General features: G+C 70.0%; 18 protein-coding genes. 11 read left to right on the top strand and 7 right to left on the bottom strand.

Translation table 11 applies throughout. From position 1 onward, the window contains the following. Positions 1–272 precede the first annotated feature (272 nt). The 4 genes from AC3WSN_RS28065 to AC3WSN_RS28050 all read left to right on the top strand — a co-directional run bounded on the left by AC3WSN_RS28065 (position 273) and on the right by AC3WSN_RS28050 (position 6,014). The gene (locus AC3WSN_RS28065; protein ID WP_373622862.1) at positions 273–1,433 is read left to right on the top strand and encodes an efflux RND transporter periplasmic adaptor subunit; all 1,161 of its coding nucleotides are present in this window, start codon (positions 273–275) and stop codon (positions 1,431–1,433) included. Positions 1,434–1,454: 21 nt separating this feature from the next. Then, positions 1,455–4,592 (top strand): efflux RND transporter permease subunit, encoded by a 3,138-nt coding sequence (locus tag AC3WSN_RS28060; RefSeq protein WP_492542421.1) that lies wholly within the window; start codon positions 1,455–1,457, stop codon positions 4,590–4,592. Between the two features lie 201 nt (positions 4,593–4,793). After that, positions 4,794–5,351: a DUF4337 domain-containing protein gene (locus AC3WSN_RS28055; RefSeq protein WP_192706466.1), complete on the top strand. Its 558-nt coding sequence runs from the start codon at positions 4,794–4,796 to the stop codon at positions 5,349–5,351. A 135-nt stretch (positions 5,352–5,486) separates the two neighbouring features. Continuing rightward, positions 5,487–6,014 (top strand): phosphate-starvation-inducible PsiE family protein, encoded by a 528-nt coding sequence (locus AC3WSN_RS28050; protein WP_192706465.1) that lies wholly within the window; start codon positions 5,487–5,489, stop codon positions 6,012–6,014. Positions 6,015–6,078: 64 nt separating this feature from the next. Here AC3WSN_RS28050 and AC3WSN_RS28045 read toward each other — a convergent pair whose 3' ends face one another. Further along, complete coding sequence (locus AC3WSN_RS28045; protein ID WP_492542419.1) at positions 6,079–6,597, bottom strand: TspO/MBR family protein; 519 nt, start codon at positions 6,595–6,597, stop codon at positions 6,079–6,081. A 91-nt stretch (positions 6,598–6,688) separates the two neighbouring features. On the opposite strand from AC3WSN_RS28045, the gene AC3WSN_RS28040 reads away from it, so the two are divergent. The 3 genes from AC3WSN_RS28040 (at position 6,689) to AC3WSN_RS28030 (ending at position 10,133) form a co-directional block, all read left to right on the top strand. After that, complete coding sequence (locus AC3WSN_RS28040; protein ID WP_492542417.1) at positions 6,689–7,894, top strand: trans-sulfuration enzyme family protein; 1,206 nt, start codon at positions 6,689–6,691, stop codon at positions 7,892–7,894. Positions 7,895–8,079: 185 nt separating this feature from the next. Next, positions 8,080–8,745 carry a response regulator gene (locus AC3WSN_RS28035; RefSeq protein WP_492542415.1) on the top strand — a complete coding sequence of 222 codons (666 nt, stop codon included), beginning with the start codon at positions 8,080–8,082 and terminating at the stop codon, positions 8,743–8,745. Continuing rightward, positions 8,742–10,133, top strand: a complete 1,392-nt coding sequence (locus AC3WSN_RS28030; protein WP_492542413.1) for a sensor histidine kinase N-terminal domain-containing protein — start codon at positions 8,742–8,744, stop codon at positions 10,131–10,133. The genes AC3WSN_RS28035 and AC3WSN_RS28030 overlap by 4 nt, the downstream gene beginning before the upstream one ends. Here AC3WSN_RS28030 and AC3WSN_RS28025 read toward each other — a convergent pair. Then, positions 10,117–10,461: a cytochrome c gene (locus AC3WSN_RS28025; RefSeq protein ID WP_192706460.1), complete on the bottom strand. Its 345-nt coding sequence runs from the start codon at positions 10,459–10,461 to the stop codon at positions 10,117–10,119. The two genes, AC3WSN_RS28030 and AC3WSN_RS28025, sit on opposite strands and share 17 nt — an antisense overlap. An 11-nt stretch (positions 10,462–10,472) precedes the next feature. Then, positions 10,473–11,705, bottom strand: a complete 1,233-nt coding sequence (locus AC3WSN_RS28020; RefSeq protein ID WP_492542411.1) for a molybdopterin-dependent oxidoreductase — start codon at positions 11,703–11,705, stop codon at positions 10,473–10,475. A gap of 176 nt (positions 11,706–11,881) precedes the next feature. On the opposite strand from AC3WSN_RS28020, the gene AC3WSN_RS28015 reads away from it, so the two are divergent. The 3 genes from AC3WSN_RS28015 to AC3WSN_RS28005 all read left to right on the top strand — a co-directional run bounded on the left by AC3WSN_RS28015 (position 11,882) and on the right by AC3WSN_RS28005 (position 14,717). Next, positions 11,882–12,340 (top strand): hypothetical protein, encoded by a 459-nt coding sequence (locus AC3WSN_RS28015; protein ID WP_192706459.1) that lies wholly within the window; start codon positions 11,882–11,884, stop codon positions 12,338–12,340. A gap of 105 nt (positions 12,341–12,445) precedes the next feature. Beyond that, entirely contained in the window at positions 12,446–13,375 is a 930-nt protein-coding gene (locus AC3WSN_RS28010) for an AEC family transporter (RefSeq protein ID WP_492542408.1), read from the top strand. A 112-nt stretch (positions 13,376–13,487) separates the two neighbouring features. Continuing rightward, positions 13,488–14,717 (top strand): acyl-CoA dehydrogenase, encoded by a 1,230-nt coding sequence (locus AC3WSN_RS28005; RefSeq protein ID WP_492542407.1) that lies wholly within the window; start codon positions 13,488–13,490, stop codon positions 14,715–14,717. A 174-nt stretch (positions 14,718–14,891) separates the two neighbouring features. Here AC3WSN_RS28005 and addB read toward each other — a convergent pair whose 3' ends face one another. Then, positions 14,892–18,056, bottom strand: a complete 3,165-nt coding sequence (gene addB, locus AC3WSN_RS28000; protein ID WP_492542405.1) for a double-strand break repair protein AddB — start codon at positions 18,054–18,056, stop codon at positions 14,892–14,894. Positions 18,057–18,411: 355 nt separating this feature from the next. After that, the gene (gene tcuA / locus AC3WSN_RS27995; protein ID WP_492542403.1) at positions 18,412–19,908 is read right to left on the bottom strand and encodes an FAD-dependent tricarballylate dehydrogenase TcuA; all 1,497 of its coding nucleotides are present in this window, start codon (positions 19,906–19,908) and stop codon (positions 18,412–18,414) included. A gap of 115 nt (positions 19,909–20,023) precedes the next feature. Here tcuA and AC3WSN_RS27990 point away from each other — a divergent pair, with 115 nt between their 5' ends. Next, a complete protein-coding gene (locus AC3WSN_RS27990) occupies positions 20,024–20,677 on the top strand; it encodes a GntR family transcriptional regulator (RefSeq protein ID WP_492542401.1) in 654 nt (217 codons plus the stop codon). A gap of 13 nt (positions 20,678–20,690) precedes the next feature. Here the strand turns inward: AC3WSN_RS27990 and AC3WSN_RS27985 are convergent, their stop codons facing one another. Together AC3WSN_RS27985 and AC3WSN_RS27980 are read right to left on the bottom strand one after the other, a co-directional pair. Then, a complete protein-coding gene (locus tag AC3WSN_RS27985) occupies positions 20,691–21,998 on the bottom strand; it encodes an MFS transporter (protein WP_492542399.1) in 1,308 nt (435 codons plus the stop codon). A 24-nt stretch (positions 21,999–22,022) separates the two neighbouring features. After that, positions 22,023–23,405, bottom strand: coding sequence for a 2-hydroxycarboxylate transporter family protein (locus AC3WSN_RS27980; protein ID WP_492542397.1), 1,383 nt, complete (start codon positions 23,403–23,405; stop codon positions 22,023–22,025). Positions 23,406–23,524: the final 119 nt, after the last annotated feature.

Genomic DNA, 23,524 nt, shown 5'->3' with positions numbered 1-23,524 from the left:
TCGCGGAGACAACGTCGCTATTCTCCGCCGGTTGCAGGCCGGGACAGTCAAAGAGCGGTCATCGTCGCCGTTCCGGGACATGCGGCGTGACATCCGGCGACGGGAACGTGCGGCGGCGCTATGCTGGCTTCCGTGAAGGACAACGCGCCATGAAAACGCCGGCCTGCACAATGATAGAGGTGCGTCATCAATCCAGCACCGAGCGCGAGGCCCCCGTCGTGAAGTACGTCCGTTGGCGCGCGTCCCGCCTCAGCGTCCTGTGCGGGCTCGCGATGCTCGCCGCGGCACCGGCCCAGGCCGTCGAGACCGCCTCCGTTCCCGATGCCGCCGCCATTGCGCCCGCGGTCACCGTCGTACCGGCCGATAGCCGCGAGATCGTCGAGCGGGCGGTGGTCACCGGGACGCTGGTTCCACGTGACGAGATCCTGGTTTCTCCGGAGGTCGAGGGCCTGCGCATCACCGAGCTGCTGGTCGAGGAAGGCGACCGCGTCAGCAAGGGCCAGGTGCTTGCCCGGCTGTCGCTGGAGATGATCGCGACCCAGGAGGCCTCGAACGCGGCGGCGATCGCCCGGGCCGAGGCGGCGATCGTCCAGGCTCAGAGCCAGATCGTTCAGGCGGAGGCCGCCAACGTCGAAGCCAAGCAGTCGCTGGAGCGGGCCCAGGCGCTCGCCAAGACCGGCAACGCCACGGCGGCGGTGCTGGAACAGCGCGTCTCGGCGGCGCAAGGGGCGGAAGGGCGCCTCGCCGCCGCCAGGGGCGGCCTGCAATCCGCCCAGGCCGACCTCGCCACCGCCCGGGCGGCCGGCTCCGAGATTGCCCTGCGGCGTGCCCGCACCGACATCCGGGCGCCGGAGGCCGGGATCATCAATCGCCGCACCGCCCGGATCGGCGCCACCGCGACCGCGGTGGGAGAGCCGCTGTTCCGGCTGATCGCCCGGGGCGAGATCGAGCTGGAGGGCGAGGTGCCCGAGACGTCGCTGGCCCGTATCCAGGTCGGCAACCCGGCGAGCCTCGACCTCGATGACGGCCGCCGCCTCGCCGGCAAGGTGCGCCGGGTCTACCCGGAGGTCGATCGTGCGACGCGACTCGGCAAGGTGCGCATCCGGCTCGGCGACGATCCGGTCCTGCGGATCGGCGCCTTCGCGCGCGGCAACGTGGAAGTGGCGCGCCGCACGGGCGTCGCGGTCCCGGTCTCCAGCCTACTCTACGCCGCCGACGGCCGCGCCAGCGTCCTCGTCGTGAAGGACGGGCGCGTCCAAGCGCGGCCCGTGACGACGGGACTCTCCGCCGAGGGCTTCACGGAGATCCGCTCCGGCGCCGCCGCCGGCGAGAGCATCGTGGCCCGCGCCGGCAGCTTCCTGCGCGACGGGGACCGGGTGCGCCCGGTCCCGGCGAACACCAGCACGCCGATCGCCGACGCGGCCCCGCGGTAGGACGAGTCGAAGGATCCGGCCATGCGCCTCAACGTCTCCGCCTGGGCGATCCGCAAGCCCCTGCCGTCGGTGGTCCTGTTCCTGGTCCTGATGATCCTGGGGCTGGTGAGCTTCCGCGCCCTGCCGATCACGCGGTTCCCGAACATCGACATCCCGATCGTCTCCGTGACGATCACGCAGTCGGGCGCGGCCCCGTCCGAGTTGCAGACCCAGGTCACCAAATGGGTCGAGGATTCGGTCGCCGGGGTGAAGGGCGTCAAGCACATCCTCTCGACGATTACGGAAGGCACCTCGACCACCACGATCGAGTTCCGCCTGGAGGTGAACCAGGATCGCGCGACGAACGACGTCAAGGACGCCATCGCCAAGATCCGCCAGAACCTGCCGCGCACCATCGACGAGCCGATTGTCTCCCGCGTCGAGATCGCCGGCCTGCCGATCATGGTCTACGGCGCCTCGGCGCCGGCCATGACGCCTGAGGACCTGTCGTGGTTCGTGGACGACGTGGTCGCCCGCGGCCTGCAGAGCGTGAAGGGCGTCGGCGGCGTCGAGCGGCTCGGCGGCGTCGCGCGCGAGATCCGCGTCACCCTCAAGCCCGACCGGCTGCTCGCCCTCGGCATCACGGCCGCGGACGTGAACCGGCAGCTGCGCCTGACCTCGGCCGACATGGCCGGCGGCCGCGCCGAGGTCGGCGGCCAGGAGCAGTCGATCCGGGCGCTCGCCGCCTCGGCGAGTCTCGACACGCTGGCCAAGACCTCCATCGTGGTGCCGGGCAACCGCAAGGTCCGCCTCGACGAGCTCGCCACCCTGTCGGACACCGCCGAGGAGCCTCGCACCTTCGCGCGCTTCAACGGCGAGCCGGTGGTCGCCTTCGCCATCTCCCGCGCCAGCGGCGCCAGCGACGCCGACGTCTCGGTAGGCGTCGCCAAGAAGATCGCGGCGCTCCACGCGGCGAACCCCGACGTGCGCTTCGACCTGATCGACACCAGCGTCGACAACACGATCGGCAACTACCACTCGGCCATGATGGGCCTGATCGAGGGCGCGGCCCTCGCCGTCGTGGTGGTGCTGCTGTTTTTGCGCGACTGGCGCGCAACGCTGATCGCCGCGGTGGCGCTGCCGCTCTCGGTGCTGCCGACGTTCTGGGTGATGAGCGCGCTGGGCTTCTCGCTCAACGCGGTCAGCCTCCTCGCGATCACGCTGGTCACCGGCATCCTGGTGGACGACGCGATCGTGGAGATCGAGAACATCGTCCGGCACATGCGAATGGGGAAGTCGCCCTATCGCGCGTCGCTGGAGGCCGCCGACGAGATCGGGCTCGCGGTCATCGCCATCACGGCGACGATCATCGCGATCTTCTCGCCGGTCTCGTTCATGGGCGGGATCGCCGGCCAGTACTTCAAGCAGTTCGGCCTGACCATCGCGGCGGCGGTATTCATGTCGCTGCTCGTGGCGCGGCTTATCACGCCGCTGCTCGCCGCCTATTTCCTGCGCGACCACGGGCCGGATCACGAGCGCGATGGCTTCGTGATGCGCGGCTACACGCGGCTCGTGGCGTGGTCCGTGCGGCACAAGTTCATCACGCTGGTGCTCGGCATCGCGTGCTTTGCCGCCTCCATCGCCTCCACGGGGCTGCTGCCGGCGGGATTCCTGCCGGCCGAGGATCAGGCCCGCACCCTGTTCGTGGTCGAGCTCCCGCCGGGCGCCCGGCTTCCGGATACGGTCCGGGTCACAGACCGCATCGAGGAGAAGATCCGCGCGCTGCCCGAGGTGAAGAGCGTGTTCGTGGATGGCGGCCGCCAATTGCCGGCCAAGAAGGAGGTGCGGCTGGCGAGCCTCACCATCAACCTCGTCCCCAAGAACACCCGCCACAGGACCCAAAAGCAGGTCGACGCGGAGGTCGCGGCAATCCTTCGGGAAGAGCCGGACCTGCGCTTCTGGGCACTGCGCGAGGGCGGTCAGCGCGATCTGGCCCTGATCATCGCCGGCCCCGACAAGGCGGTGGTGGCCGAGACCGCCGCCAAGCTGCAGCGCGAGGCCCAGCAGGTCCCGCACCTCGTCAACGTCATGTCGACGGCGCCGCTGGACCGGACCGAGGTCCGGATCCGGCCGAAGCCCGCGGTGGCGGCCGATCTCGGCGTCACCACCGACACCATCGCCGAGACCGTGCGGGTCGGCACGATCGGCGACATCGGCATGAACCTCGCCAAGTTCAACGCCACCGACCGGCAGGTGCCGATCCGCGTGCAGCTGCCAGAGAGCCTGCGCGGCCGGCTCTCCGACCTCGAGACCCTGAAGGTCCCGGTGAAGGGCGGGACCGCCGTTCCGCTCGCCACCGTCGCCGATATCAGCCTCGGCCAGGGCCCGGCCGGCATCGACCGTTACGACCGTTCCGTGCGCGTCGCGCTCGAGGGCGACATGCAGGGCACCGACGCGCTGGCCGAGCTGATCAGCCAGGTGATGAACCTGCCGGCCGCCAAGAACCTGCCGCCCGGTGTGACGATCAGCCAGACCGGCGACGCCGAGGTGATGGGCGAGGTCTTCGAGGGCTTCGCGCTCGCCATGGGCGCCGGCCTGATGATGGTGTTCGGCGTCCTGATCCTGCTGTTCGGAAACTTTCTTCAGCCGCTGACCATCCTGTTCTCGCTGCCGCTCTCCATCGGCGGCGCGATCCTGGCGCTGCTGATCTGCCACATGCCGATCTCGATGCCGGTGGTGATCGGCATCCTGATGCTGATGGGCGTCGTGACCAAGAACGCCATCATGCTGGTGGATTTCGCCGTCGAGCAGATCCACGCCGGCGTCGACCGCAACACCGCCATCGTCGATGCCGGCCGCAAGCGGGCGCGGCCGATCGTGATGACCACGATCGCGATGGCGGCCGGCATGGTGCCGTCCGCGATGGCCTACGGGATCGGCGGCGAGTTCCGCGCGCCCATGGCGGTGGCGGTGATCGGCGGCCTGATCGTCTCGACGGTGCTGTCGCTGGTCTTCGTGCCGGCGATCTTCGTGCTGATGGATGACTTGTCGCGCCTGATGAAGCGCCTGTTCGGCCGCTTCGTCGGCGAGCGCGACGATCCGGAGGATGCGGTCGACTTCGACTCGGTCCATCCGGCCAATGACGGGCATCCGGCGCCGCCGCGGATCGCCGCGGAGTAGGACGGAGCGGCCGGAATGTCGTCCGTTCCGTCATCCCGGGGCCGCGCAGCGGGCCGCGGGATGATCCCGGTGCGTGCAGCGCCAGCAGGCAAAGCGGTCGGGCCCGGGTTCTCAGCCCTGTGTATCCGCCGTGCGCATTGCGCGCGACGCCGCGATGGGCTGTGACTCCCGGCAGCGAATCGAACGAGGACACGAGAAGCGATGTCGGGTGGTCACGGGGCGGTCGAGGGTTCGAACAAGCGCGTCGCGCTGCTGATCTCGGTGCTGGCACTGTTCCTCGCCTTCAGCGAGACCCTGGGCAAGGCGGCCCAGACGGAGTCAATCGGCGCGAACGTCGAGGCCGCGAACCAGTGGGCCTATTTCCAGGCGCGCACGATCCGCTCGACGGTGCTCAAGACCGCCGACGAAGCGCTGGCGCTGGTTCCGCCGGGCCCCAACCAGGATGCGATCGCGGCCAAGCGCGCCGAATGGGCCAAGACGCTGGCGCGCTGGGAATCCGAACCCGCCACAGGCGAGGGCCGCAAGGAGCTGACCGCGAAGGCGAAGGCCTCGGAGGAGCGGCGCGACCTGTCGCTGCTGCGCTACCACCATTACGAACTGGCCTCGGCGGCCTTCCAGATCGGCATCGTCCTGGCCTCGGCCGAGGTGATCACCGGCATCACCCTGCTGGTCTTCGCCGGCGGCTTCCTGGGGCTCGCAGGCGCGGTGCTCCTCGGCTTCGGCTACCTCGCACCGCACGCGCTGCCGTTCTTCCATTGAGGATCGCATGGAGGATCGTTCGGGCGGGACAGCGGCGTAACGCCACGATCGCTGGCGATTGATCGACCACGCGCGGAGCCGGGCTGGACGCGCGCGTTGGAAGCTGATCGTTTCGGCATATTCCAGGGGGGAATGATGTCGGATCACTCAGAAGAACAGGGACGCCTGACGAAGATCGCCAGCGCGATCTTCCTGCACACCGAACACGCCATCTACGCGGCACTCGGCCTCCTGCTGGCGCTCACCGCGCTGATCGCGCTGGTCGACGCAGCCGGGTTGACCTTGGAAGCCATGCGGGCGCTCGGCGGCGCCGCGCAGATCCTGGAGGTGATCGACCGGCTGCTGTTCCTGCTCATGCTGATCGAGATTCTTCACACGGTGCGGGTCTCGATGCGGTCGGGCACGCTGACCTGCGAACCGTTCCTGATCGTCGGGCTCATCGCCTCGATCCGGCGGGTCCTGGTGATCACGCTGCAATCCTCCGAGATCACCCACGCCAAGGACTGGTCGCCCGAGAAGCAGGCTTTGTTTCAGGCCTCGATGATCGAGCTCGGCGTGCTGGCCGGCCTGATCGTCACGATGGTCTTCGCGATCTTCCTGCTCCACCGCGCGCGGGACGATGGACGTCCGGCGGGCGAAGAGAAGCCGAGCGGCGCGTCCTGAATCCGCGAGACGCCGCCGTCCTCGCGGGCGGAGCGAAGCCATAACTGAAAGAGCGGAGCCGGCTTCAGTTCATCCGGAGGATCGCGGCGTTGAGCAGGGTCGCGAAGGCGACCCAGGCGGCGTAGGGCACGAGGAGCCAGGCCGCGACCCGGTCGAACCGCCAGGTCAGGCGGATGGTCCAGAGCACCATCACCAGCAGCATCGCCACAACGATCAGGCCGGCCCCGATCGCGTGGGCGGTGAAGAAGACCGGTGTCCAGGCGGCATTGAGCGCGATCTGGACCAAGAAGGCGGCCAGCGCGAGCCACCAGCCATTGCGGCTCGGCCCGGAGCGGGGCATGGCGCCGAGCAGCCGCCAGAGCGCAATCGCGATCATCGTGTAGAGGATCGTCCAGGCCACCGGGAACACCCAGTTCGGCGGGTTGAAGTCCGGCTTGTTCAGGCTTGCGTACCAGCCCGGGATCTCGGCCTGCGTCGCGGCCGAGCCGATTGCTGCGGTGGCCGCCACCGGCAGGATCGCGGCGGCGAGGCGCAGCCAGCGCGGCAGGGGCGATCCTGCGGGGACCTGTGTCGCGGCGGTCATGGTCGTACGTCTCCAGGCCGCATGGGCGCGCGGCTTGCCGGGGCCCACGCGCCGTGGCACGCGCCCGTCTCCATCCGCCGAGATTCGCCAGATGTCACAGCCTAACGCGCCGCAGGGTCCGTCGGATAGCCGAAGCGAGGCCGCGCCGGATGTCACCCGCCGGAGCCTTGCCGCCCAGGCGATGGGCCGGATCGAACCCGAGACCCGGGCGGTGGTGATGCCGCTCCACGTCTCCACCACCTTCATCCGCGATCCCGACAACGGCTACAGCTCGGGCTACTGCTACGCACGGCCGGACAACGCGACGGTGCGCGAGGCGGAAGCCGTCCTGGCGATGCTGGAGGGCGCCGTGGCCGGCGCGTTGCTGTTCGGGTCCGGGATGGCGGCGGCGACCGCGGTGTTCGGCGCCCTCGAACCCGGGGACCATGTCGTCGCCGGCACTGTCATGTACTGGGCGCTGAAGCGCTGGCTGCGGGAGGAGGCACCCCGGCGCGGCATCACGCTGACCTTCGTGGAGACGGACGACCTGGACGCCCTACGGGTCGCCATCGAGCCGGGCCGGACCAAGCTCGTGTGGATCGAGACCCCGGGCAATCCGCTCTGGACGGTGACCGACATCGCCGCCGCGGCCGAGATCGCCCACGGGGCGGGGGCTCGGCTCGCCGTCGATTCCACGGCCGCCTCGCCGGTGCACACGCGCCCGCTGGAACTCGGTGCCGACATCGTGATGCATTCGGCCACCAAGATCCTGAACGGCCATTCCGACGTGGTGGCGGGCGTGCTGGCGGGCGCGCAAGCCGACACGTTCTGGGAGCGGATCCGGAGTATCCGCGCCGGAAGCGGCGGCATCCTCGGGCCGTTCGAGGCGTACCTGCTGATGCGCTCGCTCCGCACCCTGCATCTGCGCGCGGCGGCACAGTCGGCAGGCGCCCTGAAGCTCGCCGAGCGTCTGAGCGGGCACCCGCACGTGACCCGCGTCCTGTATCCGGGGCTGCCGGACGATCCGGGGTACGCGGTCGCCCGAAGGCAGATGCGCGACGGGTTCGGCTTCATGCTGTCGATCCGGATCGCGGGTGCCGAGGCCGGCGCCATCGCGACGGCGGCGCGGGTGCGGCTCTGGAAGCGCGCGACCTCGCTCGGCGGCGTCGAGAGCCTCATCGAGCACCGCGCCTCGGTGGAAGGCCCGGGCAGCCCCTGCCCGACGGACCTGCTGCGCCTGTCGACCGGCATCGAGGACACGGACGACCTGTACGGCGATCTGGATCAAGCGCTGCGGGCGGCGCACGCGGTGGCCTGAGGGGATCCGGCGGCTGCTGACCGCGAATGATAGATCGGTCAGGCTATTCACTGCCGTGCGAGCCCCGCGATTGCGATCGCCACCTGTATTTCCCAACAAGAACCCACAAAGTCGCCCCATGCCGGCTCTAGGGACGCGTCGCGGCTTCGATGACGCCCCTACCCCGACGCTGAAGCGAGCGACCTTTGCGCATCCTCGTTCTCGAAGATGATCCGATGCTCGCGGATGGCCTGATCTCGGGCCTGTCGCTGCATGGCATGACAGTCGATTGCGTATCGACCTGCGGAGATGCCGTCGCGATCTTCGATGCGACGAACTACAGCGCGGCGATCCTGGATCTCATGCTGCCCGATGGGTCCGGATTGGATGTCCTCAGGCATATTCGTGCGCGTGATGACGCCACCCCCGTCCTGGTCCTGACCGCAATCGACGCCGTCGCCGACCGCATCGCGGGACTCGATTGGGGCGCGGACGATTACATGGGCAAGCCGTTCGACCTCGGCGAACTCGCGGCCCGGCTGCGCGCGATGATCCGCCGGTCGGCCGGGCGGGCCTCCCCGACCTTCGCGTGGCGCGGTCTCACGATCGACCTCGGCCGCCAATCCGTGACCCGGGCGGGCGCCGCCCTCCCCCTGTCGCGCCGCGAATTTGCGCTGCTGGAGGCGCTGATCGAGCGGCCGGGGCGTGTCCTGTCGCGCAGCCAGCTCGAGGCGCGCCTGTACGGGTGGAACGAGGAGATCGGCAGCAACGCCCTCGAAGTGCACGTCCACAATCTGCGCGCCAAGATCGGCCGCGACGCGATCGAGACCGTGCGCGGCCTCGGGTACCGCATGCGGGAGGACCGGGCGTGAACTCCCTGCGCATGCGCCTGTTCGCAACTCTGGTCACGGCCACCGGGCTGGTCTGGCTCGCCGCCATCGTCTGGACCTATGTCGACAGCCGCGCTCAGTTCGAGAGCATCCTCGACCGCCGCCTCATGGAAGCGGCCCGCATGGTCGACAGCCTGTTCACACCGGCCCGGGCCGCGACCGCGCGGCGGCCGGGAAGCGCGGACGGTGACGAGGCCGCGCTGACCCATATGGTGAGCTACGACCGCCATCTCAGCTGCCAGATCTGGTCGTTGGACGGACGGCTCATCGGAGCCTCGGATGGCGCACCCGATCCCAAGCTGTCGGATCAGCGCGACGGCTTCTCGAACCGGGTGATCGACGGGCAGGCATGGCGGGTGTTCGCCCTGTCCGATCCGGCCAAGGGCTTCCGCATCCTGGTCGGCGACAATCTCGCGCAGCGGCGACAGCTGGAGCACGGCCTCGTCGGCAGCCTGCTGCTCACCGCCGGCTGCGTGCTGCCGATCCTGGCGCCGCTGATCTGGTTTAGCGTCGGCCGCGGACTGCGTCCGCTGAACCATGCAACCCGCGACCTCGCCGCCCGGGACGCCGACAACCTGGAGCGGGTCGAGGTCGGCCGGATGCCCTCGGAAATCCGCCCGCTGGTCGATGCGCTGAACCGGCTGTTCGGCAAGGTGGCGGCCGCGCGCGACCACGAGCGCAGCTTCCTCGCATACGCGGCGCACGAGCTGCGCACGCCGCTGGCCGGTCTCAAGACCCAGGTTCAGGTTGCCATGGGGGCGCAGGATGCGGCCATGCGCGACGCCGCCCTCGCCCAGACCCTGGGTGCGGTCGACCGGTCGGCGCGCCTCGTCCAGCAGCTTCTGACGCTCTCGCGCCTCGACAGCAGCGTCCGGTCGGTCGCCACCGCCTGGATCCCCGTGGAGGAGCGGCTGCGCGACCTGCTCGCCGGGATGGCCGATATGCCGGCGCCGGAGCGCGTCGCCTTCGCGCCCGCCCTCGCGACCCTCGAGATCCGCATGGACGAGGACCTGTTCGACCTCGCCATGCGCAACCTGATGGAGAACGCCCTGCTGATGACCCCGGAGCCGGGCGCGGTCACATGGGAGGCCGCGCTCGGCGCGGATGGGAGCGCCACCCTGTCGCTCGTCGACGCGGGGCCCGGCATCGCTGAGGCGGAGCGGGCCCTGGTGGTCCGGCGCTTCGTGCGCGGGAGCCGGCGCGCCAAGGTCGGCAGCGGCCTCGGCCTCTCGATTGTCACCATGGCGCTTGAGCAGTCCGGCGCCTGCCTGCGGCTCGACGGGCGGAACGACGGGCCCGGGCTGCGGGCGAGCGCGGTCTTCGACGCCGGGCTCGCCCGATGCGCGCCCGCCGCTACGGCTCGCCTTTGACCCGGGCGAGGTAGTCAACGATCACCCTGGCGTCCTCGGGCGTGATCGGCGCCTTGTAGGCGGTGATCATCTTGTCGACGACCGTGTGCCATTCCTCGCGGGAGAGCGACGGCTGGTTGAGGGTGTGGTCGGCGGAGTGGCAGGCCGTGCAGTTGGACGCGATGACCTCCGAGCCCGTGCCGGCGGGAAAACCCGGCGCGTCGCCGAAGGGCAGCTCGACCTCCGGCGTCGGGTGAAGCTCGAGCGGCGCGGCGGCCAGAGCGGCCGACGTGGCGACCGCCAGCGGGCTCAGGACAGCCAGAACGGCAGCGCGGATGGGGCGCAGCATGGTTTCGCTCCTCAAGCCGCCACGAGGTCGAGGGCTTCGACCTGGTTGGTCATGTAGCCGCCTGCGTTCCAGACACGCTGCATCGGCTGCGTCACCCGGTCGGTGTTGGTGCAGCGGACCATCACGGTGTGCGCCCCGCGCTCGGGCAGGCTGATCGTGGTCTGCCACTGCCGGAAGCCGTAGGTGCCCTCGTCCTTGCCGAGATTCGTGGGCTGCCAGGTGCGGCCATGATCGAGGGACAGGTCCACGGCAGCGACGCCGCGGTCGCCCCCGAACGCGATGCCGCGCACGGTCTGTGGCGCTCCGGCCGGGACGCTGTCGCCCGCCTTGAGGTTGGTCACGAACGAGCGGGGCAGGTTCCGGGTGATCGGGATCATGGCGACGCCCTTCTGTCCGGGCTCGATCGTGTGGTGCGGCGTGTCCGGCACGCGGTAGCTCCGGGTCGTCCAGACGCTCGGATCGGGGTGATCCATCACCTCGATGTCGTCGAGCATCTTGATCCAGTAGACGGCGCACCAGCCGGGGACGACGAGCTTGAGCGGGGAGCCGTTGAGCATCGGCAGCTGCGCGCCGTTCATCGCGAAGGCCAGCATGACCTCGCCGTCGCGGGCATGGTCGATGTCCAGGGCTTTGACGAATTTCGGCGCGTCGGGCAGCAGCGGCTCGTCGAGCCCGCCGAAGCGCACATGGGTGGCACCGGCCTTCACGCCGGCCCGGTCCAGGACGTCCCTGAGGCGCACGCCCGTGTAGAGGGCGTTGCTCATCGAGCCGTTGGCCCACTGGGCGCCGGCGACCCTGGGCTGGGCGTAGAGGCGCGAATTGCCGGCGCACTGGCTGACCGCCGCGATCTCGAAGCGCGGCAGGTCGCGGATCAGCTCCCGCAGCGACAGCGCCTGCGGCCGCTCGACGAGGCCCCGGACCTTCAGGGTGAAGCTGTCGGTGTCGACGCGGGTCGGGAACGTGGCCCAGTGCCAGCTCACGAAGTGCCGGTCGTTCGGCGTGAACACGCCCGTGTCGAAGACTTCGAAGGGCGTCTCCAGCCACGGCGGCCGCGTGCGCTGGACGATCATGCGCCCCTTCTCGGGGTAGGTGGCCGACATCGGCCGGGTGCTCGGGCCGCCCGGGACGTGGAAGTCGAAGGTCTCGGCCCGGGCGCGGCCCGCGAGCAGGCCCATGCCGCCGAAGGCGGCCGCCGACAGCAGGCCGCGGCGGCTCGGGTTCGATAACGCAAGGTGTTTCGGCATCGACGTGAAAATTCCGCTGCGCCGACGCCCAGCGGGTCGGCGCGGGGTCTCCACGCCCCCCAGCTTAAAGGCACCTTAAGGGCATCGATGGACCGGCGGTGCCAAAGCGGCGAACGGCGCGTTGTGATGGCGATGCCCTTCGCGGGCGCAACCGCTATTGTGAGCACCGCACGCCGATGAGATCCCTCCTCCCCGCCGCCGCTCTCCTCGGCCTCGCCGTGACGGCGGCCCACGCCGATGCGGTGCCCAGCCTCGACGTCGAGCGGACCTGCCGATCGGCGCAGGTCACCAACACGACCATCAGCGACCAAGCCAACTACGATGGCTGCCTCCGCTCGGAGCGCGAGGCCAAGAAGGAGGCCGAGCAGCACTGGGGCAGCTACACCGCCGCCGCCAAGCGTCAGTGCCAGGACCAGTTCAAGGCCGGCGGCTTCCCGTCCTACGTCGAAATGGTGACCTGCCTGGAACTCGCCTCCGGGACCGTGCCGACGCAGAGCAACGAGGGCGGCCGTGCGGTGGGCGGCCCAGGCTCGCCGCGGGATGTGAAGGCCCAGCAGGAGGGCGGCGCCAATCTCACCCGCGAGCCGCCCGCGAGCCAGCGCACCAACCCGATTCAGGTGCTGGAGAACAAGTAGGCCGCCGCGGCCGGAGCCGGCGAGCCATTCTCCCGGTGCAGACGCGGGACGCCGCTGTCACGTGCTAAGGGCTGCGTTCCCGCCCTCCGCACGCCGACCGGATCCGTGAACGCCCTCGCCATCATCGCCCCGATCTTCGGGATCGTCCTGATCGGCTGGGGTGCGGCGCTCGCGGGGCTGCTCTCCGACAAGGTGAGCGACGGCCTGTCGGAATACGTCTTCGCGGTGGCCGTCCCGGCGCTGATCATCGCCACGCTGACGAAGCCCGGGATGAGCGGCACCGTGGCGTGGTCCTACTGGGTCGCGTATTTCGGCGGCGCGGGCATCGCCTGGTTCGTCGGCACGCTGATCGCGCGCCGGCGCGCCGGGATCGAGCGGCGGGGCGCGATCCTGCACGGCTTCGCGGCGAGCCAGTCGAACACCGTGTTCGTCGGCGTGCCGATGATCCTCCAGGCCTACGGCGAGGAGGGTGCCTTCCCGCTGTTCATGCTGCTCGCGGTCCATCTGCCGCTGATGATGGGCAGCGCCACCTTCCTGATCGAGTCCGATTCCGGCCTGCCGGTCCTGGCGCGGATCCGGGGCCTCGCCCTCGTGCTCCTGCGCAACCCGATCTTCGTGGCGCTCCTGATCGGCATGGGCATGAAAGGGTTCAACCTCGCACCGACCGGCATCGCCCAGTCGCTGATCGATGCCTTCGCGGGGACGGCCTCCACCTGCGCGCTGGTCGCGCTGGGTGCCGGCCTGAAGCGCTACCGGGTGCTGTTCGACCTCAAGGGCGCCCTGGTGATCGCGCTCCTGAAGAACCTCCTGCACCCGCTGGCGGTCTGGATCCTGGCCTTCCATGTCTTCGCGATGCCGCCCGCCTATGCGGGGGTCGCGACCCTGTTCGCCGCCATGCCGGTGGGGATCAACGCCTATCTGCTGGCGGTGCGCTACAAGACCGAGACCGGGATGGTGGCCGCCTCGGTCCTGGTCTCGACCCTGCTGGCGCCGCTCACTACGCTGGCGTGGCTCATGCTCCTCGGCCGGGCGTGACGGCAGCGCCCCGGCGTCACCGCGCGCGTTGGACCGCGCGCCGCGCGGGTCTAGGGTAGGGACAACCGCGCGGGCCTCGAAGACCGGCGCTTCCCTGCAGGCGAGGAATTTCATGAACGCTCCGATGCGCCCCCCGGGCAGCGCCTCCCCGTCCGCCCCAGCCTCGGCGAGCTTCGTCTGGGACGATCCCTTCCTGCTGGAGGACCAGCTCACCGAGGACGAGCGGGCGATCCGCGACGTGGCCCAGAGCTTCGCGCAGGAGCAGCTCCTGCCCGGCATCGTCGAAGCCTACGCCACCGAGAAGACCGATCCGGGCCTGTTCCGGAAGATGGGCGAGCTCGGCCTCCTGGGGGTGACCCTGCCGGAGGAATATGGCTGCGCCGGCGCCTCCTACGTCGCCTATGGGTTGGTGGCCCGGGCGGTCGAGGCGGTGGATTCCGGCTACCGCTCGATGATGAGCGTCCAATCCTCCCTCGTGATGTACCCGATCCACGCCTACGGCTCCGAGGAGCAGCGCAAGAAGTTCCTGCCGAAGCTCGCCTCGGGCGAGTGGATCGGCTGCTTCGGCCTCACCGAGCCCGATGCCGGCTCGGACCCGGCCGGCATGAAGACCAAGGCCGAGAAGATCGACGGCGGCTACCGGATCTCGGGCGCCAAGATGTGGATCTCCAACGCGCCGTTCGCCGACGTCTTCGTGGTCTGGGCGAAGTCCGACGCGCACGAAGGCGCGATCCGGGGCTTCGTCCTTGAGAAGGGCATGAAGGGCCTGTCGGCGCCGACGCTCAAGGGCAAGCTGTCCCTGCGCGCCTCGACCACCGGCGAGATCGTTATGCAGGGCGTCGAGGTCGGCGAGGACGCGCTGCTGCCGAACGTCTCGGGGCTGAAGGGGCCGTTCGGCTGCCTCAACCGGGCGCGCTACGGCATCTCGTGGGGCGCGATGGGCGCCGCCGAGGATTGCTGGCACCGCGCCCGCAACTACACGCTGGAGCGCAAGCAGTTCGGTCGGCCCCTGGCGCAGACCCAGCTCGTCCAGAAGAAGCTCGCCGACATGCAGACCGAGATCGCCCTCGGCCTCCAGGCCTCGCTCCGGGTCGGGCGGCTGATGGACGAGGGCCGGATGGCGCCCGAGATGATCTCGCTCATCAAGCGCAACAATTGCGGCAAGGCGCTGGACATCGCCCGTACCGCCCGGGACATGCACGGCGGCAACGGCATCATGGGCGAGTACCACGTGATGCGCCACGCCCAGAACCTCGAGACGGTGAACACCTACGAGGGCACCCACGACGTCCACGCCCTGATCCTGGGCCGGGCGCAGACGGGGCTGCAGGCGTTCTTCTAAGGCCCGGAGGACGCGACTCCCACCAGATCACCTCATCCTGAGGTGCGGCGAAGCCGCCTCGAAGGAAGGCTCCAGAGATCGCGCGGCTCGCTGGAGGTCTCCTTCGAGGCCCGCTGTCGCGGGCACCTCAGGATGAGGGCGTGGGTGGGATGAGCCGGCACCGAGCTGTGCGGATTACTCCCCGCTCTCCTCCCCGGCCAACGACCATTCGCGCACCCGGGCGAGATGGTCGTAGGACCCGTATTTGCTGGCAAATTGCGGATAGGGCCGCGCCGTGTAGGCGGCCTCTCCGGTCATGAACCGGGCCACCAGCCCGCGCAGGCGCTCGGCATGCTCGGCGACGATCGCCTCGACGCCGCGCTCCTCGCCACGGGGCGGCTTGACGGGGATCGGCAGGAACGGCTTCCGACCGCCGGAGGCGTGGACGTAGAGCAGGTCCGGCACCGCCTTCACGGCCGGCAGATCCGCGAAGGCGCCGTGCATCAGCATCGCGGCTTCCAGGGTGAGCTGCGGCGAGAACCCGGAGAAGATCATCTTCGCCGAGGGCGGTGCGCCGGTCTTGTAATCGACGATGCAGGCGGTGCCGTCGGCGCGCAGCTCGATCCGGTCGGCGCGGGCGCGCAGCGTGAAGGTCTTCCGCCCCATCGGGATCACCCAGCGCCCGGAGACTTCCGGGTAGACCCGGGACAGGCCAGGCCGGCGCTGCGCCTCCCAGTCGAGATACGCGGTCGCCATGCGCTCGTAGCGCGGCCACCACTCGGCGTAGAGGTTCGGATACTCCGCCTCGATGTCGGCGAAGGCGTTCACCGCGAGGTTCAACAGGCGCACCGCCGAATCCGGCGGCAGGTCCTTGGGATGGCGGCTGGCAAATTCCGCGAAGACGTCGTGTACCAGCGAGCCGCGGGTGGCGACGCCCGGCGGCGCCGCCAGCGGGTCGAGCGGGTCGAGCCCGAGCACGTGGCGGGCGAAGATGCTGTAGGGATCGCGCACCAGCGTCTCGATCTCGGTGACGCTGAGCGAGCGCGGGAACAGGGCCGGGTCCGGCTTCGGCGCCGGGCGCTTCAGCCGCGGCTCCGGCGGCGCCGCGTCGAGCCGGGCCGCAAGACCGGTGAGCCGGCGCCCCGCCTCCAGGACGGTCTCCCAGCAGGGATCGCCCGCGAGCGCCCGCAGCCGCTGGATCAGCCGCGACGGCACGGTCGGCGCGCCCTCGCGCTTCAGCGCCCGGGTGATCACCGCGTCGCGGCAGCCGAGCGCCTGCACGAAGTCGTGGGCCATCTGGCCGATCCGCCGCTCGGGCGGGTTGAGGCCGACGCGCTCGCGCATCGGCCGATTGAGGAACGAGTCGGTCAGCGTGCGCACCGGCCAGACGCCCTCGTCGAGGCCGCCGAGCACGACCCGGTCCACCGACAGCAGGCGCGCCTCCAGCAGGCCGAGGATGCGCAGCCGCGGATGCGGCGCGTCGCCGGTGCAGGCGACTTTGCGCTCGCGGGCGAGCGACGTGAAGAAGGTGGCGTAGTCGTCGAACCGCCCGGGCATCAGGCCGGGCTCGGCCATCTCCAGATCGTCGAACAGGGCGTCCAGACAGGACAGGGATCCGTCCGTTTCGGTCTCGGGCGCGTCCTCCGGCCCGGCGATCAGCCGGTCGCAGGCCACCCGGTGGCTGGTGGCCGTGGTGACGAGATCGCAATCCCCGGCGCCATCGGCCCCCGGGAAATCCCGGAACACCAGATCCAGCCGGTCGAGCAGATCCGCCGCCAGCGCCCAGTCGATGTCCTTCAGGCGCCGTTTGGCCCGGGGCCGATGCTCGGGCGGACCGGCCTGCTCGGCGGCGAGGGCGTTGCGCAGGCCGTCGAAGCCCGGGGCCGGAACCGGACCGCGAAGCAGCCCGATCTCCAGGGCGGCGGCGCCCCGGACCACGTCCGCGCGCGGCAGGCCGAGATGGACCATCGGGTGCGAGAGCAGCGCGATCAGCCGGGCCGGGATCGCATCGGCCTGGTTGCGCGCCAGATCGGCAGCGAACTCGGCCGCGAGCCGGGCGAGCCGCCCGGCCGGGCTTCCGGCCAGCGCCAATCCGGCGGAATCCTCCGCCACGATGCCCCAGCGCAGCAGCTCGACGGCGACCCGGCCGGCGAGTCCGCGGTCGGGCGTGACCAGGGCCGCGGTCGCGCCAGGCGTCTGCAGCGTCTCGCGCAACGCCAGCGCCGCGACCAGCGCCTCCTCGCGCTCATCGGCGGCCTCGGCGAGCGCAAGCCCGTCGAGGCCGAGCCGGGCCATGGTATCGCGTCCGGCCGAGTCGAGGGCGGCCCAGGCGTCCGTGGTGTCGGCCGGCCGCAGGGCCTGGGACAGGAGCGCGGCTCGCGCGGCCTGACCGGCATCGGGCTCGCCGAGGGCGACGATCTCCGTGCGGCTCAAGTTGAGATTCTCAGGCCCGAGCAGTCGGTGCAGCACCGCCTGCGGGTGGCCGTGGGCGATCACGCGGGAGAAGCCCTCGCCGGTGTCGATGCTGTCCCAGCCGGAAGCGTCGAGGTCCAGATCAAGGCCCGGCAGCACCACGGCGCCCCGGGGCAGCTTCGCAACGGCGGCGATGAGCCGGGCCGTGGCGGGCACGGAGCCCAGCGAGCCGGCGACGATCACCGGGTCCGGGGTGGCGCTGCGCGACAGGCGCCGCTCCTCGGCGAGCACGAGGCCGCGCGCGCGGGCGACCGGGTCGGCCAGCCCGCGCTCGGCGAGGAGCTTCGGCCAGTTCTCCGCGGCGATCTTCACGAAGTCGAGGGTCAGGCCGAAGTAGCGGGAATATTCGGCCTCGACGGCGGCGCCGATCTCCGACCAGGGCAGCCCCTCGACGGTGAGCGCGTCCATAAGCCGTTCGAGATCGCCGGCGAGCCCAACCGCGTCGGCGGGGGAGGACGGCACGAGGAACGGCACCTCAACATCCAGCGGCAGCAGGGTCCGGTCGACGGTCTTGGCCCAGGCCTGGACGAGGCGGGCGAGGATCAGCCGACGCTCGAGCGCCGGCATCGGGACGCTCAACGGGTCGGCATTCTCCTCCAGCAGCGGCTCGGCGGCGAGGTCGAGCTCCGCCTCGTCGGCCTCGCCGAGAGGGATCATCCGCGGCAGCAGGGTGGCCTGCCCGGGCGCGTCCCGGCCGAGCCGATCGGCCAGGATCGCGCTGAGCGCCCGCGCCGCGCGGCGGGTCGGCAGGTAGATGGTGATGGCGGCAAGCGCCAACGGGTCATCCGCAACCGGCCCGACGAGCTGGCCGGAGAGCAGCGCCTCGGCGAGCGTCGGCAGGAACGGGACGCCGCGGGAGATGGTGAAGACGGCCGGTCTGGCGGACATGGTCAGGCTTCTACGCCCGCGGCGATGTTCCGGACAGGGGGCGATGAGCCGCTGCCGGGATCAAGGCGGATGGCCGACTGCGCCCGTCGCGGCGCCACGCGCGCGTCACGCCTTCGGCATGCGCCGCCCTGTGCCGCGGGCCCCGTCGTTCCGGGACCGCGAAGCGGAGCCCGGAACCCAGACACGCCGCCGCGACCCGAGACTGCCCTGTCGGCGGTTCTGGATTCCGGGCTCGCCTGCGGCGCCCCGGAATGACGGCGGGCACAATGGTCCGGCTGGATCGCTTCATCCGCGAAGCGGGCCCCTTGGAGGCGGGCCGGAGCAAGGTTGGTGGCGCTGAAGCCCGTGTTCCCGTTCAGCCCTTCGCCCCTGCGGCAGCGCCGTAGCCCGCCCGCCGGCCGAACACGACGCCGGAGGTCAGCCCCGAGCCGCCCGGGTAGCCGTTGAAGAACACGCCGCCGACCATCTCGCCGCACGCGTAGAGCCCGGGGATCGTGGTTCCGTCCTCGCGCTTCACGCCGCCGTCGTCGCCAACCTCGACGCCGCCATAGGTGAACGTGATCCCGCCGGTAACCGGGTAGGCCTTGAACGGTCCCGTCTCGATCTTCTGCGCCCAGTTCGATTTCGGCAGAGGAAGCCCCTTAGTGCCGCGCCCGTCCTTGACGGTCGGGTCGAAGGGCACGCTCTCGTCCACGGCGGCGTTGAATGCCGTGATGGTCTGCTTGGCCGCGCCGCGATCGATGCCGTCGAGCTTGTCGAGCAGCCCGTCCAGGGTGTCGGCCTCGACGAAATGCGCGTCGTGGAACCGGTACTCGCTGTAGAGCAGGTGATCGACCTTGGCGTCGAAGATCTGCCACGCCACGTGCCCGGGTTGCTCCATGATCGAGCGGCCGAACTGGGCGTATGTGTAATTGCGAAAATTCTTGCCCTCGTCGACGAACCGCTCGCCTTTCGCATTCAGCATGAGCCCCAGGAAGTAGCAGATCTTCCGGTAGTGCTTGCGCTCGCCGTGCGGCAACTCGAGGTTGCCGTATTCCGGCATATGCAGATCCATCGGCGTGGCGTGGCAGCCGCCGTAGAAGCCGTGCGCCTTTGCTCCGAGGGCCAGCGCCATCTCGAGACCGTCGCCCTGATTGTGCGGCGTGCCGCGGACCCGGGCCTTGTCCCAGCCCGCGCCGATGAAGCGCGTCCGCAACGCGGCGTTCGACTCGAAACCGCCGCAGGCGAGCACCACCGATGCGGCGCGGAACACGCCTTTCGGGGTCTCCACGCCGACCACGCGCCCGTCCTCGACAATGAGCCCGGTGGCGGGACAGCCGTAGCGGATCTCACCGCCAGCCTTGGTGAAGGCTTCAAGCTCGGTCCGGGCGAGGCCGAAACCCTCGTCGTGGGTGGCGAGCGTCAGGCCACCCCAGAAGACGAAGCGTCCGTCCTTCTCGAACGATTGCCGGGAATAGATCGGCTCGAACTTCACCCCCTGCGTCGCGAGCCAGCGCAAAGCCGCGCCGCTCTCGTCGATCAGGATGCGCTGCTCGCGCGACAGCGGCCGGCCATCGTTGAAGCCGAGCAGATCCTCCTCGAACTTCTGCGCCGTGTAGGCGCCGAAATCGGTCCGCGGCAGGCGCGAATCCTCGGGGTCGACCAGCAGAGGGATCAGGTCGTCGTTACCCTCGTAGACGAAGCGCATGGCGCCGGCCGTGTAGGCGGTGTTGCCGCCTGCCAGATCCTGCTCGGCCTTCTCGATCATCAGCACCGAAGCGCCGCGCTCCAGAGCAGCGAGGCCGGCGCTCATGGCGGCGTTGCCGGACCCGACCACCACCACATCCCAATGATCATCACCCGGACGCTGCATGCCTGCCTCCTCTCCACGAACCGCTCCCTCCGTATTGTATACGCGTGCATGCAATCTGTCGCAAGCATTTCGGACCGCGCGGTTTCGCGCTATGGCCAAGCTGAGGAGAGCCGGGATGAAGGCCAGCGAAGCGGAGCGCTCCAGCGGCGCCGGCGCCTATGAGCGGCTGCTGCGCGCGATCGAGGAGGGCGAGCTCGCCCCCGGGAGCCGGCTGCGTGAGGCGGAGCTCGCCGAGCGCTTCCAGATCAGCCGCACGCCGGTGCGCGAGGCGCTCGGTCGTCTGGAGGCGCAGGGCCTTGTCGCGCACGAGCCGCACCGGGGCGCCAGCGTGGCGCAGCTCGACTACGGTCAGGTGAGCGAACTCTACGATCTGCGGGAGGTGCTGGAAGGGACCGCCGCACGCCTCGCGGCGATCCATGCCAGCACGGTCGAGACCGAGATCCTGGAGGAGATGGTCGCCCGCGACCGGACATTGCTGGAGGACGCACCGGCGCTGGCGCGCACCAACCGCCAGTTCCACCGCCAGATCCACGGGGCGGCGCGCAACCGTTTCCTGCAGGGCACGCTGGAGACGATGCGCCTGTCGCTGGTGCTGCTGCCGGGCGCCACCACGCTGGCCGCTCCTGATCGCGCTGCGGAATCCCTCGCCGAGCACGCCGCCATCGTGGCGGCGATCCGCGCTCATGACGCGGACGGCGCCGAGGCAGCCGCCCGGGCACATATCCGGGCCGCCTTCAAGGCCCGGATACGGATCTGGCAGGAGGCCTGAGCGGCCTCAGCCCTCAGGCGTGGGCGGGGACACGTTCGACCCGCGGACCGCTCCGGAACAGCGCCAGCGTCGCGACGATGCCGCAGGCGGCAGCCGCCATCAGCCAGTAGCTCGGCGCCGCCCGGTCGCCGGTCGTCTGGATCAGGTAGGTCGAGACCATCGGTGTGGCCGTGCCGAACAGCGCGGTGGCGAGGCTGTAGGCCAGCGAGAAGCCGCTCGCTCGGACATGGGCGGGCACCACCTCGGAGAGCGAGACCACCATGGCGCCGTTGTAGACGCCGAAGAAGAACGAGAACCACAGCTCGACGGCGAGCATCTTGCCGAAAGTCGGGTCGGCCACGAGCCAGTGCAGGGCGGGGTAGGTCGTCAGCAGCGACAGGGTCGAGATCGTCAGCAGCACCGGCTTGCGTCCGATCGTGTCCGACAGGGCCCCGCCCACGGGCAGCCAGATGAAGTTGGTGATCGCCACGAACAGCGTCACGATCAGGCTGTCAGTCTCGGTGAGCTTGAGAACGTTCTTGCCGAAGGTCGGGGTGTAGACGGTGATCATGTAGAACGTCACCGTGGTCATCGTGGTCAGCATCATGCCGAGCAGCACGATCCGCCAGTTGGCGGCCACCGTGGCCAGGATCTCGCGGGTGCTCGGATGGCGGGTCCGCTTGGCGAATTCCTGCGTCTCCTGGAGCGAGCGCCGGATGAAGAAGATGAAGGGCACGATCAGGCAGCCGATGAAGAACGGGATGCGCCAGCCGAAATCACCGAGCTGCTGCTTGGTCAGGAACGCGTTCAGCCCGTAGCCGATCAGGGCGGCGAACATGATCGCCACCTGCTGGCTCGCCGACTGGAACGAGGTGTAGAAGCCGCGCCGGCCTGGTGTGGCGATCTCGAACAGGTAGATCGACACGCCGCCGATCTCGACGCCGGCCGAGAAGCCTTGCAGCAGGCGCCCGGCGAGCACGATCAGCGGCGCGGCGACGCCGATGGTGTCGTAACTCGGGCAGAAGGCGATGAGCACGGTGCCGCTCGCCATGATGGCGAGCGTGATGATCAGGCCCTTCCGGCGGCCGATCCGGTCGATATAGGCGCCCAGCACGATCGCCCCGAGCGGCCGCATCAGCGCCCCGAGCCAGAAGGTGCCGAAGGTCAGGAGCAGCTCGGTGGTCTCGTTGCCCGACGGGAAGAACGCCCGCGCGATATACGTGGCGTAGAACCCGAACAGAAAGAAGTCGAACATCTCCAGGAAGTTGCCGCTGGTCGAGCGGAGGATCGCCCCGATCCTGGACTTGAGCGTGGCCTCGACGGCCCCCGGATCTCCGGCCATGACGCAATCCCCTCTGGGTGCCGCTCAGGCACCGATCCACTTCATGGCGATGATCGTGCCGGTCACGGTCAGCGCACCGCCGATCCGGGTGGCGATCTGCGCGAACGGCATCAGCGCCATGCGGTTGGCCGCTGTGAGGATCGCCACGTCGCCGGTGCCGCCCTGGCCGCTGTGGCAGGCGTTCACGATCGCGGTCTCGATCGGGTACATGCCGAGCCAGCGCCCGACGAAGAAGCCGACGGTCATCAGCGTCACCACGGTCGACACGATGGTGATCAGGTTCACCAGCGTGAAGGCGGCCATCAGCTCGTGCCAAGGGGTGAGCGCCACGCCGATGGCGAAGAGCAGCGGGTAGGTCATCGAGACCTGCACGAACTTGTAGACGACGAAGCCGCCGGCCTGGAGATGGGGCGACACCGCGCTGGCGAGCTTGGCGAACACGGCGAGGAACAGCATCGCCACCGGCGCCGGCAGGCCGACGAGGTGGTGGGCCATCACGCCGAGCAGGTAGAGGGTGATCGCCGTGAGCCCGGCCGCGCCGATCGTGGCGGGATCAATCTGTCCCTTGGCCGCCTCGGCCCTGGCCTGCGCGTCGCTCGACTTGATCCCGTCCGAGTCGGGCTGGAGCCGCCCCTCGCCGGTGAGGTGCGGGTAGCGTTTGCCGACCGAGTTGAGCGTGCCCGACAGGATGATGGCCGTGAGGGAGCCCAGCATCACCGGCGGCAGCACCTGGGCGAAGACCACGCCCTGCTGCATCCCCAGAATCGCCGCGTAGCCGATGGAGAGCGGGATCGCCCCCTCGCCGACGCCGCCCGCCATGATCGGCACGACGATGAAGAAGAACGTCTTGTAGGGGCCGAGACCGAGCAGCGTGCCGACCAGCGTGCCGACGAGGGCCGCCGCCACCGATCCGAGCGCGAGCGGCGCGAAGATCTTGAGGAACCCCTTGATCAGGACCTCGCGGTCCATGCCGAGGATCGAGCCGACGATGATCGTGGCGATGTAGATGTAGAGGAAGTTGGTGAATTTGGTGAAATCGGTGATCGCCTTCACCATCTGCGGCGGCACCAGCGCGTAGTAGACCAGCGCCGAGGGGATAAAGGTCGCGAAGATCGCGCCGGCGCCGATGTTCTTCAGGATCGGGATCCGCTTGCCGATCTCCGCGCAGGTGAAGCCGCCCATCACCAGCACGGCGATCATCGTCGGGCCGTCGGGCTTGATCTCGCCCTCCTGGACCAGAACGGCGATGAGGATCGCCAGAACGGCGAAGATCGGTAGCGGTATGATGCCGATCTTGAGGTCGATGAGGCGCCACCAGCCCTCCGGCCAGAACCGGGCCGCGCGCCCCTCGGACGACGGGCTCTCGACCGGGGCTGGGATCGGCCTCGGCGACGCGGTGCTGGTCATGGACGTCCCCCCGGATGTCTGCCCGCGCGCCGGCCGTCCCGACCCCGGTCTCGCGGCGGCCGAAACCCGCCTCGGCCCGTCAAGGCCCGTTCGGGCGGCGGAGATAAAGTGACATTCGG

It is taken from the genome of Methylobacterium sp. FW102-HT35C08 (assembly GCF_058790235.1).
This window is presented reverse-complemented; position numbering and strand designations above follow the sequence as displayed.

Bases quoted from the DNA above. Each gene is read 5' to 3' on its own strand.
- AC3WSN_RS28065 (WP_373622862.1), top strand. From the start codon at position 273: ATGCTCGCCGCGGCACCGGCCCAGGCCGTCGAGACCGCCTCCGTTCCC.
- AC3WSN_RS28060 (WP_492542421.1), top strand. From the start codon at position 1,455: ATGCGCCTCAACGTCTCCGCCTGGGCGATCCGCAAGCCCCTGCCGTCG.
- AC3WSN_RS28055 (WP_192706466.1), top strand. From the start codon at position 4,794: ATGTCGGGTGGTCACGGGGCGGTCGAGGGTTCGAACAAGCGCGTCGCG.
- AC3WSN_RS28050 (WP_192706465.1), top strand. From the start codon at position 5,487: ATGTCGGATCACTCAGAAGAACAGGGACGCCTGACGAAGATCGCCAGC.
- AC3WSN_RS28045 (WP_492542419.1), bottom strand. From the start codon at position 6,597: ATGACCGCCGCGACACAGGTCCCCGCAGGATCGCCCCTGCCGCGCTGG.
- AC3WSN_RS28040 (WP_492542417.1), top strand. From the start codon at position 6,689: ATGTCACAGCCTAACGCGCCGCAGGGTCCGTCGGATAGCCGAAGCGAG.
- AC3WSN_RS28025 (WP_192706460.1), bottom strand. From the start codon at position 10,461: ATGCTGCGCCCCATCCGCGCTGCCGTTCTGGCTGTCCTGAGCCCGCTG.
- AC3WSN_RS28020 (WP_492542411.1), bottom strand. From the start codon at position 11,705: ATGCCGAAACACCTTGCGTTATCGAACCCGAGCCGCCGCGGCCTGCTG.
- AC3WSN_RS28015 (WP_192706459.1), top strand. From the start codon at position 11,882: ATGAGATCCCTCCTCCCCGCCGCCGCTCTCCTCGGCCTCGCCGTGACG.
- AC3WSN_RS28005 (WP_492542407.1), top strand. From the start codon at position 13,488: ATGAACGCTCCGATGCGCCCCCCGGGCAGCGCCTCCCCGTCCGCCCCA.
- addB (WP_492542405.1), bottom strand. From the start codon at position 18,056: ATGTCCGCCAGACCGGCCGTCTTCACCATCTCCCGCGGCGTCCCGTTC.
- tcuA (WP_492542403.1), bottom strand. From the start codon at position 19,908: ATGCAGCGTCCGGGTGATGATCATTGGGATGTGGTGGTGGTCGGGTCC.
- AC3WSN_RS27990 (WP_492542401.1), top strand. From the start codon at position 20,024: ATGAAGGCCAGCGAAGCGGAGCGCTCCAGCGGCGCCGGCGCCTATGAG.
- AC3WSN_RS27985 (WP_492542399.1), bottom strand. From the start codon at position 21,998: ATGGCCGGAGATCCGGGGGCCGTCGAGGCCACGCTCAAGTCCAGGATC.
- AC3WSN_RS27980 (WP_492542397.1), bottom strand. From the start codon at position 23,405: ATGACCAGCACCGCGTCGCCGAGGCCGATCCCAGCCCCGGTCGAGAGC.